The organism is Veillonellaceae bacterium (assembly GCA_012523975.1).
Classification (GTDB): domain Bacteria; phylum Bacillota; class Negativicutes; order JAAYSF01; family JAAYSF01; genus JAAYSF01.
Map to the genome: position 1 here is coordinate 1 of JAAYSF010000043.1, position 16,721 is coordinate 16,721.

Annotated in this window: 17 protein-coding genes; all 17 read left to right on the top strand. The window is 47.1% G+C overall.

Annotated features, from left to right (window positions below; genetic code table 11):
- The first annotated feature begins 159 nt into the window (after window positions 1–159).
- Window positions 160–1,155 carry a stage II sporulation protein D gene (gene spoIID, locus GX348_05925; GenBank protein NLP41727.1) on the top strand — a complete coding sequence of 332 codons (996 nt, stop codon included), beginning with the start codon at window positions 160–162 and terminating at the stop codon, window positions 1,153–1,155.
- Window positions 1,156–1,265: 110 nt separating this feature from the next.
- Entirely contained in the window at window positions 1,266–1,976 is a 711-nt protein-coding gene (locus tag GX348_05930) for a M23 family metallopeptidase (GenBank protein ID NLP41728.1), read from the top strand.
- A 106-nt stretch (window positions 1,977–2,082) separates the two neighbouring features.
- A complete protein-coding gene (gene spoIIID / locus GX348_05935) occupies window positions 2,083–2,349 on the top strand; it encodes a sporulation transcriptional regulator SpoIIID (GenBank protein ID NLP41729.1) in 267 nt (88 codons plus the stop codon).
- Window positions 2,350–2,485: 136 nt separating this feature from the next.
- Entirely contained in the window at window positions 2,486–3,517 is a 1,032-nt protein-coding gene (locus GX348_05940; GenBank protein ID NLP41730.1) for a rod shape-determining protein, read from the top strand.
- Between the two features lie 145 nt (window positions 3,518–3,662).
- A complete protein-coding gene (flgF, locus tag GX348_05945) occupies window positions 3,663–4,406 on the top strand; it encodes a flagellar basal-body rod protein FlgF (GenBank protein ID NLP41731.1) in 744 nt (247 codons plus the stop codon).
- 129 nt (window positions 4,407–4,535) lie between these two features.
- Window positions 4,536–5,324, top strand: coding sequence for a flagellar basal-body rod protein FlgG (flgG, locus tag GX348_05950; protein NLP41732.1), 789 nt, complete (start codon window positions 4,536–4,538; stop codon window positions 5,322–5,324).
- A 3-nt stretch (window positions 5,325–5,327) separates the two neighbouring features.
- The gene (gene flgA / locus GX348_05955; protein NLP41733.1) at window positions 5,328–6,077 is read left to right on the top strand and encodes a flagellar basal body P-ring formation protein FlgA; all 750 of its coding nucleotides are present in this window, start codon (window positions 5,328–5,330) and stop codon (window positions 6,075–6,077) included.
- A gap of 30 nt (window positions 6,078–6,107) precedes the next feature.
- On the top strand, window positions 6,108–6,698 hold the full coding sequence (locus GX348_05960; protein NLP41734.1) for a flagellar basal body L-ring protein FlgH: 591 nt from the start codon (window positions 6,108–6,110) through the stop codon (window positions 6,696–6,698).
- Window positions 6,699–6,709: 11 nt separating this feature from the next.
- The gene (locus GX348_05965; protein ID NLP41735.1) at window positions 6,710–7,837 is read left to right on the top strand and encodes a flagellar basal body P-ring protein FlgI; all 1,128 of its coding nucleotides are present in this window, start codon (window positions 6,710–6,712) and stop codon (window positions 7,835–7,837) included.
- Between the two features lie 11 nt (window positions 7,838–7,848).
- The gene (locus GX348_05970) at window positions 7,849–8,229 is read left to right on the top strand and encodes a flagellar biosynthesis protein FlgJ (protein ID NLP41736.1); all 381 of its coding nucleotides are present in this window, start codon (window positions 7,849–7,851) and stop codon (window positions 8,227–8,229) included.
- 81 nt (window positions 8,230–8,310) lie between these two features.
- Window positions 8,311–9,726 carry an AMIN domain-containing protein gene (locus GX348_05975; GenBank protein ID NLP41737.1) on the top strand — a complete coding sequence of 472 codons (1,416 nt, stop codon included), beginning with the start codon at window positions 8,311–8,313 and terminating at the stop codon, window positions 9,724–9,726.
- 90 nt (window positions 9,727–9,816) lie between these two features.
- A complete protein-coding gene (locus tag GX348_05980) occupies window positions 9,817–10,125 on the top strand; it encodes a hypothetical protein (protein NLP41738.1) in 309 nt (102 codons plus the stop codon).
- 8 nt (window positions 10,126–10,133) lie between these two features.
- Window positions 10,134–11,942 (top strand): peptidase S55 SpoIVB, encoded by a 1,809-nt coding sequence (locus tag GX348_05985; protein ID NLP41739.1) that lies wholly within the window; start codon window positions 10,134–10,136, stop codon window positions 11,940–11,942.
- A gap of 290 nt (window positions 11,943–12,232) precedes the next feature.
- The gene (locus GX348_05990; GenBank protein NLP41740.1) at window positions 12,233–13,006 is read left to right on the top strand and encodes an ABC transporter permease; all 774 of its coding nucleotides are present in this window, start codon (window positions 12,233–12,235) and stop codon (window positions 13,004–13,006) included.
- A gap of 13 nt (window positions 13,007–13,019) precedes the next feature.
- A complete protein-coding gene (locus GX348_05995; protein ID NLP41741.1) occupies window positions 13,020–13,784 on the top strand; it encodes an ABC transporter ATP-binding protein in 765 nt (254 codons plus the stop codon).
- On the top strand, window positions 13,781–15,055 hold the full coding sequence (locus GX348_06000) for an MCE family protein (protein NLP41742.1): 1,275 nt from the start codon (window positions 13,781–13,783) through the stop codon (window positions 15,053–15,055). The genes GX348_05995 and GX348_06000 overlap by 4 nt, the downstream gene beginning before the upstream one ends.
- 113 nt (window positions 15,056–15,168) lie before the next feature.
- The gene (locus tag GX348_06005; GenBank protein ID NLP41743.1) at window positions 15,169–16,458 is read left to right on the top strand and encodes a TolC family protein; all 1,290 of its coding nucleotides are present in this window, start codon (window positions 15,169–15,171) and stop codon (window positions 16,456–16,458) included.
- Window positions 16,459–16,721 lie beyond the last annotated feature (263 nt).

Consider the following 16,721-nt stretch of genomic DNA (forward strand, 5'->3'; position numbering starts at 1 on the left):
AAGGGCCGTCTTTGTTTTTTGCCGTTCCACTACTTTCCGTTTATTACTTTCTCTAAATGACGCTTGTTTGCATATCACCCGTTATGCCGGCATAAGATGTATTGACTGCCGGACGTGCCGTTGCCGGCTGTCAGCTAATATAAGAGGGAGGGTGCCGGTGTGAGGAGGTTATTGGCGGCAACCACGCTGCTAGTTGTGGTTTTGGTTATTATTATTCCGGCGTTGGTAGTGCGTCTTGATGTTGTGGGCCCGGCACAGCAAAGGGGGGCCAAAGTGCATAAGGGCGAAGATATGCCTATCCATGTTTACATTCCAGAACTAAATAAAATAGTCAAAATGAACCTCGAAGATTATATAAAAGGCGTTGTAGCAGCCGAGATGCCAGCCGAGTTTGAAGTGGAAGCCTTAAAAGCCCAGGCGGTTGCCGCTCGTACTTACGCTGCTAAGAATATGGTAGCCTTGGGCGGCCCGGGTATAGCCGAACACCCTGGCGCCGATGTCAGTGCCGACCATCGGCTGAGTCAGGCTTGGCTAAGCGAAACCCAGCTGAAAGCTAAATGGGGGCCGTTTGGCTATGATCGCTACTGGGCAAAGATTAGCAAGGCGGTTGATGATACACGCGGACAAATTCTTACTTATGGCGGCGAGCCAATTAATGCTGTCTTTCATTCAACGAGTGGCGAACATACTGCCAGCGCCAAAGAGGTATGGGGCTTTGATTATCCGTATCTTCAAAGCGTTGTTTGCACTTGGGATAAAAATTCGCCGCGTTACAGCGAAACCAAAGAAATTGCACTTAGTGAAATTGAACAGCGCTTGGGCGCTGATACCGGCGTTATGGCAGCTGCGCAAAGCGGCGGCAGTTCGGTAGCCAGCATTATTGATCTTACAAGTTCAGGGCGGGTCGATAAAATTAGGATTGGCAGCAAAACGCTTACCGGACTATTCGTCAGAGAAAAACTTGAACTACGGTCAGCGAACTTTACGATAGAGCACAAAGGCGATAAATTGCTGTTTAAAACGACCGGCTATGGTCATGGGGTAGGAATGTGCCAGTACGGAGCAAACGGCTTGGCTAAAGAAGGCCGGAAATATAAAGAGATCCTGACTCACTACTATACCGGAGTAACCCTGAGCAATATATTTGGCTCATAATAGAAACAATTAATGCAAAGTACGCGAGTGCCATCTAGGCCCCCGCGCCCTTTGCATTTTTGCGACTACTTTGCACAAAAAATGGGAATAATGGTAGTGAGGTGGTAATAATGCCGAGTCTACCAAGAAAAGTAATTGTATTTTTGTCGTATTCTAAGCTTTTGTTTAAACCGGGCTGGATAATGCCAAAGCCGATTTATACCGCATGCGGCCTTTTATTAGTGGCTGGAATATTGATGATGACGGTTGTGTATGGTCTGAAAGATGCCGGCACAGTGCCTAACGATGCAAATAAATTTGCCCTCCTAGAAGGACGCCAGCCGGCAGCGCAGCTGCAGGAACCTGTCGTCGTAATTCAACCCCAACCGGCAGTTAAGGCTTCTAGTCCTGATTCAGCAGCCTCGGCTCCGGTGGCTGCGCAGAGTCAAGATTATGATAAAGAATCACCGCGCTGGCCGGTACGCGGTCAGATTATATTTGATTTTGGCTGGCAGCAGCACCCCGTTTACAACGATTGGCGCTATCATAACGGAATTGATGTTGCCGCTGCCGAAGGTCAGCCGGTACAAGCTGTTTTGGGCGGCGTTGTAGAGGAAATATATAACGATAAACACTATGGGCAGACAGTGGTAGTTAAAAGCGGCCGCTATACAATAATTTACGGCTCACTGAACTCGGTAGCGGTTAGCCAGAAGGATATCATCGCCAATGGAGCTAAGATTGGCATTGCCGGCACTTTTTCGGCAGAGCCACAAATCCATGTACACCTGGCAATAAAAGACGGCGATAAATTCATAGATCCGCAGAGCATACTCAAATAGCGCGCTGCGCCCCCCTTATCAGAATGTGTGAGAAAAACTCACGCATTTTTTGTTTTTGTCCGCATATACATGTTACCAAACAGATGGTGAGGGGGAAACATGCAGCATGAAAGATTATATCCGTAAGAGGGTATTGGACATTAGCAATCATATTCTTGAAAGCAAGCATACTGTACGGCAAACTGCTGCTGTATTTGGGGTTAGTAAAAGTACTGTTCATAAAGATATGATTGAACGTCTGCCCATTATTAATAAAAAAATGGCAGCAAAGGTTCGGGCGATACTGGAACAGAACAAAGCAGAGCGGCATATTCGCGGTGGCGAGGCCACTCGACAAAAGTATAAATCAACCAAAGAAAATGACGAAAAATAAAGGGATTTTCCCTAAAATGTAGAATTTCTTTCTAATCGTAGAAGGTATAGTTTGTTTATTTAAAAGTGAGAGTTTTAAATCACTTTTTTCTGTACAAACGTCGGACAAGCTAGGACGATTTGAAAGGGGATTCTTGATGTTTGGGATGTCGATGGATATAGGTGTCGATTTAGGTACGGCCAATATTCTTGTTTATATTAAGGGAAAAGGAATTGTGCTGAGCGAGCCATCGGTTGTGGCGATTGACCGGGATACTAACCGTGTACTGGCTATCGGTGAAGAAGCGCGGCGGATGCTGGGGCGTACACCGGGTAATATTATCGCGATTCGACCGCTGCGTGAGGGTGTTATTGCTGACTATAACACTACTGAAAGCATGCTGCGGCATTTTATTCAAAAGGTTGCCGGCAAGAGCCTTTTCTTTAAACCCCGGATTCTCATTTGCATACCATCAGGGGTAACAACTGTGGAAAAACGGGCGGTTTTGGAAGCCGCAGTGCAGGCTGGTGCACGTAAAACATACCTGATCGAGGAACCCTTGGCGGCTGCGTTAGGCGCGGGTCTTGATATTGCTGAACCGTGCGGCGCAATGATTGTAGATATTGGCGGCGGAACAACTGACGTTGCGGTATTGAGCTTAGGCGGCATTGTTATCAGCCAATCGCTGCGCATCGGCGGCGATAAGTTTGACGAAGCTCTTGTTAAATACGTTAAAAAAGAGTTTAATATGATGATCGGTGAACGCACAGCAGAGGAAATCAAAGTTAAAATTGGCACAGCCTTCCCGGAAAGCCGTGATGATTCAATGGAAATCCGCGGCCGCGATCTACTGTCCGGCTTGCCAAAAACAGTTCGTATTACCTCGGTTGAAACGCGCGAGGCCATGGCCGACCCCATCGCTCTGATTGTGCAATGCGTAAAATCAGTATTGGAAAGCACTCCGCCCGAATTGGCAGCCGATATAATGGACCGCGGAATAGTTATGACAGGCGGCGGCGCTTTGCTAGACGGTCTGGACCGCCTTATCAACGAGGAAACAGGCATCCCTACATATATCGCTGAGGACCCGCTGGGCTGCGTTGCACTTGGGACCGGAAAAGCGCTTGATTCGCTCTCCAGACTCGAAGATAGTCTTACTACCTTGAAAAAGAATACTACCGTCGGATAAAACTGTAGAACATTTATCAAGAAGCAGGCGGTAGACAAGCTCATACTGCCTGCCTTTCAAAATAAATGCCAGAACTTACCGTTCTTATTTTCCATCAACATCCTATTTCCGGGTTTCCATGTTTTACTATAAGCGAGGTGAAAAAATGATTAGAGGGATTTATGCCGCAGCAGCAGGGATGGTGGCCGAATCACAGCGCAATGATGTTACGGCCAATAATTTGGCTAACGTAAATACTGCTGGATTTAAAAAAGATGTAGCTGTTAGCCGCGATTTTGCCAGTGTATTAATCCAACGAATTAATGATGGACAAGCAGCGGCCAATGTTGGCACAGTAGGCTCTGGCTCTCAGATCGATGAAGTTGCAACTATCCACACTAGTGGTACGGTGCGCTATACTGGCAATGACTTTGACTTGGCCATTGACGGCAAAGGCTATTTTGTTGTCGAGACAGCCGAAGGCCTCCGTTATACCCGTAATGGGAGTTTTACCAGGAATGGCCAAGGCGAGCTGGTAACAAGCGATGGCCTTCGTGTTATGGGGCAAACCGGACCGGTTGCTATTGGCGATGGTAAAATGACGGTAGCCAGTGATGGCACAATTTCAATTGACGGTTTGGAAACTAACCAGCTGCGGGTGGTTGACTTTGCCGACGAGAAACAACTTACTAAGCAAGGTGCCAGCTTATTTGCTGCCCCGGAAGGCGTCCAGGCTCAACAGGCAGCGGGGACTGTAAATCAAGGCTATCTTGAAATGTCCAATGTCAATGTGGTAGCTGAGATGGTAAATATGATCAACGGTTTCAGGGCGTACGAAATAAACGGCAAATCAGTCCAGGCCCACGACCATCTGTTGGATAAAGCAGTCAATGAAGTGGGACGGGTCTAATTTAGCACTTAACTTTTTGAACTAAAGTTTCGATATATTATATGAGCGGGGCTGGACCTTATAGGGGAGCCCCCGAACCGCTGACCGACCGAGGCGGTTTACATATTAAAATTGCGGGAGGAAATTATTATGATGCGTGCGTTGTGGACTGCCGGGTCAGGAATGGTTGCCCAGCAGGCAAATATTGATGGTATATCCAATAACCTTGCCAATGTCAATACGACCGGTTTTAAAAAGAGCCGAACCGATTTTCAGGATCTAATGTATCAGACTATTCGCCAGGCAGGAACTCAAACCGGCCCCGACAGCGAGGTGCCGACCGGGATTCAGGTCGGTCATGGCGTACGCCAAGTCGCCACTCAGAAAATCTACACTCAAGGCAGTTTCCAGAATACAGGCAATGCCCTTGATGTGGCCATCGAAGGCGACGGCTTTTTCCAAATTGCCTTGCCTGACGGCAGTTTTGCCTATACCCGTGACGGCTCATTTAAAAAGGATTCGCAGGGCCGCATAGTAACTTCTGACGGGTATCCGCTTGAGCCTGCTATTCAGATTCCGGACACGGCGACTGAGGTTACAATTTCAGCTGATGGCCGTGTAGCGGCGAAAATGCCGGATGAAGCTGAACCGCAAGAACTCGGGGACATTGAATTGTTCCGGTTTGTTAATCCCTCTGGCCTTGAGAGCATTGGCCGCAACTTATTGAAAGAAACAGCGGCATCAGGTCAGCCCGTTCAGGCTGCTCCCGGTGAAGAAGGCGCAGGGACTCTGGTTCAGAAGTACCTCGAAATGTCTAACGTTCAGGTTGTTGAAGAAATGGTTAATATGATTGTGGCGCAACGGGCCTATGAAGTTAATTCTAAAGCTATAACTACTGCTGATGAGATGTTGAGCCAGGCGGCCAACCTCAAACGCTAATTTATGTTTAAAAAAGTTCTAGCCGTCTGGCTGTTAACTTTGGGGCTGTTGGGGCTTTCGGTGTTGCCTGATGCAGTAAATTCTAAGGTATATGCTGAGGCTCAAACCCAGACAGTCAGCGTTAATACGCTGACGAACGCCGCCGCAATGGTTATCAGACAGCGGACCGGGGTGCCGATTGAAAGCGACAGTCTGACTATTAACTACCTTGGTAATCCAACAGAGCTCACTGTTCCCGCGGGTAATCTCGAGTTGGCGGTAACTCTGCCCTATGGCGTACGTTATAATGGGCCGACTACTGCTGTAGTTACGGTCAGCGTTGATGGAAAAGTCTGCGATGCGGCAACCTTAAAATATGATGTTAAGCTTTATCAGCAGGTAGTAGTAGCCGCCCGGGCGATTGCTAAGGGTGAAGTTTTAGGGACAGATAATCTCCGTTTAGAACGTTTAGATGTTGGAAGGCTGACTACGGGTTATTATAGCGACATAAATGACATTTCCGGCTTGATAAGCCGGCGAGCCCTAAAACCCGGCACGGCCTTCAATAGATATCTTATCGAAAAGCCGATAGTTGTAAACCGAAATAGCGCAGTGACCATAATCGCCAGAAGCGGCGGTGTTGAAGTAACCGCCTTTGGTAAAGCCCTCCAGGACGGATATGAAGGTCAGATTATAAGAGTGCAAAACGTTAACTCCCAGAAATATATGGCAGCCAAAGTAACTGGTCCCGGAACAGTCGAAATTACCATTTAGACCGATTAACCTTGAGAAGGGTGAGTTTATATGCATAGCCTAACCAAAAGTTTTATATGCTGTATCGTGTTAGGTTTTTTGATAGCAGTATTGCCTGTGGCTAAAGTTGATGCCGCGTCGCTCTGGAGCGATAACACCAACTTGTATTCAGATCATAAGGCGCGAGCTGTAGGCGACATCCTCACAATCCTGATTAATGAATCGTCAAGCGCCAGCCGGACAGGCAAAGCTAATAATTCTAAAGCGGCGAGCGGTGGTGCTTCGGCCGGAACCGGTATCTTTAGATGGATCGCCGGTGCTGATTTTGAAAGCGAAGACAGATTCAGCGCCCAAGGCTCAATTTCCAATACTAATAGAGTAAGCGCTAAAATGACAGCGCGGGTTATTGAGGTTCAGCCCAACGGTAACCTAGTTATTACCGGTACACAGAGCATTAAGCAAAACGGCGAAGAGCAGAAGATTACCGTTACCGGAGTTGTCCGGCCCGATGATGTAACGGCCGAGAACACGGTATTATCAAGCTATGTCGCCGATGCCCAAATCCGTATTGATGGCCATGGACCAATCGCCGGCAAACAACGGCAGGGCATTTTGACTCAAATCTTCAACTTCTTGTTTTAAATGGAGGCATTATGCTTAAAAAAATACGGATTTTAACCGTTTTGTTATTGACACTTATAATGACTTGCCTCAGCATATTTCCAGCCGGGGCAGCGCCGGCCGCCGTTAGTACCCGGATAAAGGATATTGCTAAGGTTCAGGGGGTTCGCGCCAACCAGCTTATCGGTTACGGTTTGGTAGTCGGCCTGGCCGGAACCGGCGACTCTACTAAGAACATTCAAACAATGCAGTCAATTTCCAATATGCTTAGCGGTTTTGGCGTTACAGTTACTGCCGATCAGCTGGAGTCCAAAAACGTCGCTGCCGTAATAGTGACAGCGCAGTTGCCGCCTTTTGTCAAGTCTGGTGATACCATTGATATTACTATCTCATCACTGGGTGATGCCAAAAGTCTTCAAGGCGGAACCTTATTGCAAACACCGCTTAAGGCCGGTAACGGTCAAATTTATGCTGTTGCCCAAGGTGCGGTATCGACAGGCGGGTTTTCGGCCGGCCGCGGTGGCAGCAGACAGCAGAAGAATTTCCCGACTGTTGGTACAACGCCAAATGGTGCGATTGTCGAACGTGACGTAGCGGTTGAGTTAGCCAGTAACGGGACAATAAGATTTGCGCTGGCTCAGCCTGATTTCACTACTGCCAGCCGCATCAGCGAAGCCATAAACAGCCATTTTGGGTATCTGGCCACGCCCCTTGATCCCGGCACGGTTGAGGTGGCAATTCCGCTTGTATATCGTAATGAACTGGTTAATTTTGTGGCTGCTATTGAAGAATTGCCGGTTGTTCCGGACAACATAGCTAAGGTTATTATAAATGAACGAACAGGCACTATTGTAATGGGCTCTAATGTCACCATTGATGAGATTGCCGTGGCTCAAGGCGGGCTCAGTGTCAAGATAAGCAAGTCCTATGACGTTTCCCAGCCGCCGCCGTTCTCTGGCGGGGATACGGTAGTTGTACCTGAAACAAAGGTCGAAGTCAATGAAGAAGAGGCTTATGTTATGACACTCCCGGCTACTGCTAATGTCGGCGATGTCGTAAATGCCTTAAATGCTATCGGCGCAACGCCCCGCGAAATTATTTCGATATTGCAGGCTATGAAAGCTGCGGGCGCGCTACATGCTGAACTGCAGATAATCTAGGCGGTGATGTAATGGAAATTAACCGGGTTGCCACTAATAGTGCAATCAATAGCTATACGGCAAGCAAAACCAAAGCAGAGGGCGATTTTGCCGCCCAGCTCAGCAAAGCAACGGCCAATCCAGCTGCGGGGGACGATGCAAGGCTAAAATCGGTATGCCGTGAGATGGAAGCCGTATTTCTAAACTTAATGCTGTCGCGGATGCGGGCAACCGTACCAAAATCTGATCTCTTGCCCGACCGCTCTAAGGAAGAAATCATGCAGTCGATGCTTGATTCGGAGTTAACCAAAAATATGGCTCACGCCGGCGGCGCCGGTTTGGCCGATATGTTGTACCGGCAGCTCACCCTGCCAGGAACAGCAACAAATGCAAAAAGTCAGGCACCTAAATAGTGTCTGACTTTTTTCCACAGATGCAACTATATTAACCGCAAAGTTCGCTAAAATATCCGTTATTAGGAGGTCTTACAAATGATTAAGCTTTGCCGCCGAATTGCTTTGTTGCTCATGATCTTACTGCTGGCGGCACAAATCGCAAATGCTGCTCCAGCAGTTACTGTCAATAATATGCGCTTTAGCCAGACCGCCGAAAAAGTTAGGATTGTTTTTGATGTCACCAGCCTGCCGGCTCATAAAGTGACGCTTGAGCAGGAGCCGCTGCGGCTGGTAATTGATTTCAATGGCAAGTTAGGCAAAAAGGTTATGCGTCAGATCAACTTCAATGATCCCTATATCAATAACATTAAGCTTACCCAAGCTAAGCCCGGCAAGCTCCAGGCTGTTATTGACTTAAAACATTCGGTAGTTTATAAAGTCTTCTCCTTGAAGAAGCCTAATCGGCTAGTGATTGATATAATTAAAGACTATAATCATAAGTTTGAACAGGAAATAGCCGATGGTCTTAAGTATACCACCCTCTACCGAGGAACTAAGGCCGGTCCAATAGCCGCATATATTTTAGATATTGATCCTAAAGCCGGGTATCTGTTAAAACCGGTGCTGTCCAACGAAACTGTTGCTGGCCTGGAAACGGTCAAGATGATGGCTGACCGTACCCATGCCGTTGCCGCCATTAATGCCTCATATTTTGGTCTCAGCGGCGAGATTATCGGACTGTTAAAAATGAACGGGCAGATTGTCAGTGTACCGAATCACACGCGCAGCGCCGTTGGTATTATGAAGGATGGCAGTTTAGTTTTCGATCGCGTTGCCTATCGCGGGTCAGTCCGGCTGCCTAATGACAGGATGGTAGCAATAACCGGCGTTAACTGTAAGCGTGGGCCTAATGACTTAATCCTGTACAATGACTATTATGACAGCAGTACTAAAACCAATGAATTCGGCATTGAGTATGTAATATCAGATGATAAGGTTATCGCCATAAATCCTCAGGACTCCTCGCTGGCGAACGGCAATGTCGTTTTAGCGGCGCATGGTTCACCGGCTGAGGCACTGGCTGATCTCAAGGTTGGCGATAGCATTAAAATCACTCAGACACTGGGCCCGACTTATGATAAAGCAGTTTATGCTTTGGGTGCAGGGCCGATGCTAGTAAAAAACGGTGCAGTATTCCTTACCACGACAATAGAAAAGTTTGGTTCCGATGTTGCTGGCGGCCGGGCACCGCGAACAGCGATAGCGACGACTAAGGACGGCCATATTCTTATGGTAGTTGTTGACGGACGGCAGCGGCACAGTATTGGCATGACGCTGCTCGAACTGGCGACCTTCATGCGCGAATCAGGAGCCTTTAATGCACTTAACCTAGACGGTGGCGGCTCGAGTGAAATGGTACTAAACGGAGAGGTTGTAAACAGCCCGTCCGACGGCCGCGAGCGCCGGGTCGGTAATGCACTGGTTATTCAAAAGAAAGAGCAGGGAAAGCGGTAACAGGCTTAGTCAGGTGAAGTTTTCCAGGGCCTTGCGCTTGCTTATTAAGATTGATGCTGTATAATTAATTAAGTACGGAGGTGTTTTGCTATGCTTCAGAAAAAACAGGTGATTGTACTGGTTGTATTCCTTGCTGTTGCCGTTGCTGCGTGGACAGTTTGGGCCAATCCGCTGGTCGACCAAAAGGTTGTACTATCAGGCAAGGTAATGGCCGGAGGTATGGCTGCGCCTGGTACTGCTGTGCGGGAAGGCGATATCCTCTTAGTTGTTGACACTATTACCGGTCCAGTGCCGGCCGCCCGTGCCACAACTGACGGCATTGTCCGCCAAGTTCTGGTTGAACCGGGTGATGCAGTACGCAGCGGTGATGTAGTGGTGCGAATTGAAGCACGGAAATAGTTGAGAGGATGATTCATTTGCGATATTTGTTAAAGCGGGGCGTAGCGCTCCTTACGGCGCTATTGATGTTTTCCGCCGCTTTGGTTTATGCCGCTCCGGAAACTATGCCGGTCGATGAAATTAAGCCCGGCATGAAGGGCGTTGCTAAAACGGTTGTATCAGGCACCAAGATAGAAGAGTTTGGTGTGGAAGTGCTAGGTATCATGAAGAACAAAGGCCCATCCGGGGACTTAATACTAGTGCGTACTTACGGTGATCTTATTGACCGCTCAGGGGGCATCGCCCAAGGCATGAGCGGCAGTCCGGTATATATCAACGGCAAGCTAGTCGGCGCTGTTGCTTATGGCTGGTCTTTGACCGACCACAAAATCGGCATGCTGACGCCAATTGGCGATATGCTGAAACTATGGGATCTGCCCGACCATAAGAATGTATTTACTATTGATAATTCTTGGTTGGAGGACGAGTCCGAACTTAAACCGGTCGCAACTCCGCTGATGGTATCAGGCTTTGGTCAGCAGGCGCTTGATATGCTTGCAGCTAAGCTTGAACCAATGAATTTAGTGCCCTATGCGGCAGGCGACGCTCCGGCTGGAACTAGCTTTGGACCGCTTGAACCAGGCAGTGCCGTCGGTGTGCAGCTAGCCAGCGGTGATGTCAGCATTGGCGCGCTGGGGACAGTAACCTATGTTGAAAATAACAAAGTCTTGGCTTTCGGCCACCCTTTCCTAAAAAAAGGCAATGTTAATTACTTAATGACTAATGCATATGTATTCACAACGGTCAACAGTCTGCAAAACTCGTTTAAAGTAGGAGCAACCGGCGAACCTGTTGGACTTATCAATCAGGATCGCGGCGCCGCTGTAGCCGGCATTGTCGGACGTTTTCCATCTGTTGTACCCTTAAGAATTACCGTCCGCGATAATGTTCTCAATCGTACTGAAATAGCTGGCGTACATGTTGTTCAGGATGAGCAGTTGTCGCCGATATTAGCGGCGACAACGGTATTTAACTTCATTGAAAAAACAATGGATCGGGTTGGGCCAGGAACTGCCCGCGTAAGTTTTGATATTACCGGCCGTGGGTTGCCGGTTGATGTGCTAAGCCGAGATAATATGTTTTACAGTCCGGCCAGCATAGGCGAATTGGCGGTTGGCGAGTTTTTAGACGCAATGACGCTTCTGGCCGGTAATCAGTATCATCCGATTGATATAATGGATGTCAAAGTTAATGTAACAATCGATGAAAACCGGCGGACAGCTACTATTATCGAGGCCCGATCAAATGTGGCCAACGCTAAGCCAGGCGATAAGATTGAGGTAACTGTTAAGTTAAAGCCATTCCGGGGTGAGACTATCACTGAGGTTGTGCCTTATACGATCCCCAAAGAACAGCCTGAAGGCCCCATGATGCTGGAAGTGCGTGGCGGGGGTATGATACCGATCACTGAGATGCTGCTAAAACGGCAAGGGCTTGATGCTGATATGCTAACAGGCAATAAAAAGAAAAACCAGGCTTTTGAAGAAGCGCTTAAAGAGTTCATGAACCGGGACCGCAACAATGATATTGTTATTGAGCAGCTGAACATGGCCAACGGTGAGTTCGCCAATCCTACCGATGCCGCCAATCCTGCAGCACCAAAGCCCAAAAAGATACTGTCTGACGAAAGAGCTGCCAAAGATACTAAACAAGGCTCCCTCTTAGGCAGCGAAACTAAAAATGCGGAAGGTAATAAGCATAAGAGCCATCTTACAACAGACTATTTAATTGACGGCGATGCCCAGATTATGGTCCAAGTGGTGAAGGACAAAAAATAACAACAGAACGCACTCAGTAGAGTGCGTTCTTCTATTAGAAATTTTTTTTGATTTCTGTAAAAACCTTGTATGAATTGTCGATAATGTAATTACAGTTTATATAATTATAGACAATATTTCACATATAATGCTATAAATAGAGCTTGTTTGCAAGCTTTATTCCAGATATTGCTGTACTATTTTGCGATAAAAGATAAGGGATTTTGCAGGGAAGATCGAGCAAATATTGAATAATATACGAATACATTATATAGGACATATAGACTAGATCCCTCCATGAGGTAAAAACGATGATTAATGCATTTTTAGAAAAACTGGGCCGGAAAGTGCTTGCCTTAGTTGAAAATAGCGGCCGTATTGTGATATTGACGGCTGAAACTTTTTATCATTTGCCGCGCCGGACCAATATGCGTCGGGTTGTGCAGCAGATGGCTCACTTAGGGGTCGATTCGCTGCCAATTGTGTTACTGACAATGCTGTTTACTGGTATGGTAATGACTGTACAGACAGCTCAGGAATTTATTAAGTATGGTGCTCAGTCTTCAGTCGGCGGTATTGTGGCTATCGCCATGGGCAGGGAACTGGCGCCGGTGCTGACCGGGGTTGTAGTGGCCGGTCGAGTTGGAGCGGCGATAACGGCTGAAATTGGTTCAATGAAGGTTACCGAACAAATTGATGCACTCAGGGTTATGGCTACCAATCCGGTCGCCTATCTTGTAGTTCCGCGGTTCTTGGCCTGTGTCCTAATGACACCTATATTGGTAGTTTTCGGCGATGTAATCGGTACTATTGGCGGTTATCTGGTCGCCACGCTATACGCCGGCATAAGCTCCTTTACGTACATTCATTCCATTAAAGTCTTTGCGGTAATAAATGATATAACGGGCGGTTTAGTGAAGGCCATGGTTTTCGGCGGCATTGTCGCTATTATCGGCTGTTATAAGGGTCTTACAACCGAACAGGGAGCTGAAGGGGTCGGCCGAGCTACAACGGGGTCAGTTGTAAGCTCGATGATTATGATTTTTATTGCCAACTATTTTTTGTCGCTGCTGCTGTATCGTTAAGAGGTGAAAAACATTGATTAAACTAGTTAATATTAACATCGAGTTGGGCGGCAAAAGAGTATTAGAAGATATAAACCTCGAGATTGCCAAAGGTGAAAGCATGGTAATAATCGGCCCCAGCGGCTCAGGCAAAAGTACGCTGCTCAGGCTGATCGTTGGCTTGCTGAAACCCTCGGCCGGCAATATATATATTGACAATCAGGATATAACGACAATGTCCGAAAATGAACTTAATAAAATTCGTTTGCGGATGGGTATGGTCTTTCAGTACTCGGCCTTATTTGATTCCATGAATGTCGGTGAAAATGTCGCGTTCGGACTGCGTCAGCACACCGATATGGCTGATGAGGATATCGCCAGAATTGTGCGCAAAAAGTTGCGAATGGTCGGCTTGTCAGGGCAAGAAGAGGTTATGCCGAATGAATTATCGGGTGGCATGAAAAAACGGGTAAGTCTGGCCCGGGCTATCGCTATCGACCCTGAAATCGTGCTGTATGACGAACCAACCGCCGGTCTTGACCCGATTATGGCCAACACTATCGATCGGCTAATTATCAGCACTAAGCGAATTACCGGAGTTACTTCGGTTGTTGTAACCCATCATATGAACAGCGCTTTCAATATTGCCGACCGAATTGCCATGATTTATAACGGACGTATTATTGAAGTTGGGCCGGTTGAGCAAATTAAAAACTCGGAGAATGAAGTCGTGCAGCGGTTTATTAAGGGAATCAAGATAGTATCGCGAATCGATGCCCAAAGGAGGACGAATCCATGAATATGAGTACCGAAGCCAAAGTCGGCGGGGTTACGCTGCTTGGTCTTATATTATTAGCATATATGATAATTCATCTTGGCGGATTCACCTTCGGCGACAAAGGGTATCCGGTTACAGCAATGTTCAATCAGGTTAGCGGCCTCAAAGAAGGCAATTTGGTACGTTATGCCGGTGTCGAGGTTGGGCGCGTTAAACAGGTAAAGGTTACGCCTGAGGGGGTAGCTGTCACTCTTATCATTAATGAAGGGGTGAAGATTCCGGAAGGCTCTAAAATTAGTATTGGCACTGACGGTCTGCTGGGTGAAAAGTACATCAATATCGCCCCGCCGCAGAGCAGTTCGGGCTATCTCCAGCCCAACTCCGTAATTAAGGGTGATGTGCCGCAGGATCTTGACAAACTGATTGCCACAGCCGATAAAGTTCTGCTGGATATGCAGAAACTGGTCAATTCACTCAATGATGTGTTTGGTGATGAAAAGGTAAAGACTTCGCTTATCGAATCGGCGGTTAATGCGCGCGAGCTAACTAATAATCTCAAAAATATGAGTGCGGTAATGGCCCGGCTGGCTGAAAACAACGAGGCCGATGTCAACACCATGGTAAGTAATCTCACTGCCATGTCAGAAAGCCTGCGCAGTGTTACGTCCCGAGTGGACAAGATGCTAGCCGATGTAGATAATAATGGACAAACAGCACGCGATTTTCGCCAAACTCTGGAAAACATCCGAGTAACTAGCGAACGGGTAGAAAAAATGGCAGCCTCGCTTGAAGGCGTCGTGACTGATCCCGAAACCACGCGCGATATAAAAGAAACCCTTAAAAATGCCCGTGAGGTCTCGGCCAAGGCAAATAGCATGCTGACAAAAGTTCAGGAAATTGAAACTGAAGCAGGATTTGAAGTACTGTACAATTCAGATAACGAAAAGTATAAGAGCACAGCTGATGTTAAAATTTCCTCAGGCGAGGACTTTGCTGTTATTGGCGTCAGTAACATCGGCAATGGTTCCAAAACCAACCTCCAGGTTGGCAAAGGAACTGACAAGTTTGCGGCACGCGCCGGTATTGTCGAAGGCGAAGCCGGTATTGGAGTGGATACCAAGTTAGGCAATCAAATGCGCTTATCGCTTGATGTTTATGACCCCAATGATCTCCGTGTCAAGCTGCGCACTCAGTATCAAATAGCTCCGGAAACTTATCTTGTTGGCCAAACCGACAGCCTTAACAAAGATCCGGAAAAAAATACCTATATTGGACTGCGCCAAACATTCTAACTATTGACACTAACTTGCATTTCAGAATATAATTATTAGGCAACTGACTGAACAGTCTAAGAATTAATATAGATTAATTTATTATAGTAAACCTGTTGAGGAGGAATATAATAATGGTAACCACTAAGCCTTGGAAGAAATGCCTCAGCGTTCTGCTGATCGGCGGCTTTCTCGTTTTAAATACTACGGTGGTTTTTGCGGCACCGGTGGAACTTACGCTCGATGAGAGTATTGCCTTGGCGTTAAAGAATAACCCGGCAATAAAAATGGCCGATGCTGACAGGGAACAAGCAGATTGGGCAGTTAGCGCGGCTAAGGCCGGCAAGCTGCCGCAGCTTTCGTATGATTTTACAGCCAGCCGTTTTGATCCAACTAATCCGCTAACCGGTGCTGATGAGAAATATTCTAATAGCCTTTCACTCAATTTGCCGTTATACACCGGCGGCAAAGTCACAGGTGGTATTGACAAGGCTAGGATTGGGCTAAAGTCCGCTGATTTAAATGTCGACAAAACCAAACAGCAAATAAAACTCGATGCTACCTCAGGCTATTACAATATTCTGCAAACTAAGAATTTGGTCAAGGTAGCGCAGGAATCAGTAGACAGCTTGACCGAGCATCTTAAAAATGTACAGGCCCAGTTTAGTGTCGGCACTGTTGCCAAGTCCGATGTACTGCGTTCGGAAGTTGAATTAGCAAATGCTCAGCAAAACTTGATAAAAGCTCAAAATGCTTATGATTTGGCTGTTTCAAGTTTCAATAATGTTGTTGGTCTGCCGTTAGATACCGAGCTGACCATAAAGGAAGAACTTAAATACGAGAAATATAATATGTCCTTAGAGGATAGTATTAAATATTCAATGGACAACCGACCTGAGGTTGCCATCGCTAATTATGCTGTGGAAGCCGCCAAGAAAGATGTTAAAATTGCTAAGGGTGATCGTCTGCCTTCGATAGGGGCCAATGCTTCGACCGGATGGTCTGATACTGAATTTCCAGGAACGGAAAATGAAGAGTGGGCGGTCAGTGTTAAAGCCAGTTGGAATATTTTTGACTCAGGCTTGACAAGGTCCAAGATCAAACAGGCCGATGCTTCGGTAGAAAGAGCCATTCACCAGGCGAAGCAAACCAGTGATGCAGTTCAGCTTGATGTGCGCAATGCATACCTTAGCATGAAGGAAGCTGAGAAACGAATCGAAACAACCGATGTGGCTGTTGAAAAGGCAGAGGAAGATTTCAAAATTGCCCAAGTTCGTTACAGCGCCGGTGTTGGTACCAACCTTGACGTAATGGATGCTCAAGTAGCGCTTACTCAAGCCAAAACAAACTATATCCAAGCCCTTTATGATTACAACACCAGCAAAGCTAACCTCGAAAAAGCCATGGGTGTACCAGTACAATAACTACGAAGGCGCGATGTAATTCGCGCCTTTTTAATTCGGACCGACAGCGTAGCCGGTACTTTTTTCTTGATAAAAAAGTACCAAAAATCAAGATCTCTCATGCTCCCGTCCCTTATCGGCCCTTTCTGGAAAAAGCCGTTCCGCAAGGACGGGAAACTGTGCGGCTTACGTTAAAAAATCCCGACTGTCTGAGCCGCAGGCGAGTTTCGGGATTTTAGTAAGTTGTACGGTTTGCCGAGGCTTTTGGAAGACCGGGCCTAGAC

Coding starts and splice junctions, on each gene's coding strand:
- GX348_05930 (NLP41728.1), top strand. CDS start 1,266: ATGCCGAGTCTACCAAGAAAAGTAATTGTATTTTTGTCGTATTCTAAG.
- spoIIID (NLP41729.1), top strand. CDS start 2,083: ATGAAAGATTATATCCGTAAGAGGGTATTGGACATTAGCAATCATATT.
- GX348_05940 (NLP41730.1), top strand. CDS start 2,486: ATGTTTGGGATGTCGATGGATATAGGTGTCGATTTAGGTACGGCCAAT.
- flgF (NLP41731.1), top strand. CDS start 3,663: ATGATTAGAGGGATTTATGCCGCAGCAGCAGGGATGGTGGCCGAATCA.
- flgG (NLP41732.1), top strand. CDS start 4,536: ATGATGCGTGCGTTGTGGACTGCCGGGTCAGGAATGGTTGCCCAGCAG.
- flgA (NLP41733.1), top strand. CDS start 5,328: ATGTTTAAAAAAGTTCTAGCCGTCTGGCTGTTAACTTTGGGGCTGTTG.
- GX348_05960 (NLP41734.1), top strand. CDS start 6,108: ATGCATAGCCTAACCAAAAGTTTTATATGCTGTATCGTGTTAGGTTTT.
- GX348_05965 (NLP41735.1), top strand. CDS start 6,710: ATGCTTAAAAAAATACGGATTTTAACCGTTTTGTTATTGACACTTATA.
- GX348_05970 (NLP41736.1), top strand. CDS start 7,849: ATGGAAATTAACCGGGTTGCCACTAATAGTGCAATCAATAGCTATACG.
- GX348_05980 (NLP41738.1), top strand. CDS start 9,817: ATGCTTCAGAAAAAACAGGTGATTGTACTGGTTGTATTCCTTGCTGTT.
- GX348_05985 (NLP41739.1), top strand. CDS start 10,134: ATGATTCATTTGCGATATTTGTTAAAGCGGGGCGTAGCGCTCCTTACG.
- GX348_05990 (NLP41740.1), top strand. CDS start 12,233: ATGATTAATGCATTTTTAGAAAAACTGGGCCGGAAAGTGCTTGCCTTA.
- GX348_06000 (NLP41742.1), top strand. CDS start 13,781: ATGAATATGAGTACCGAAGCCAAAGTCGGCGGGGTTACGCTGCTTGGT.
- GX348_06005 (NLP41743.1), top strand. CDS start 15,169: ATGGTAACCACTAAGCCTTGGAAGAAATGCCTCAGCGTTCTGCTGATC.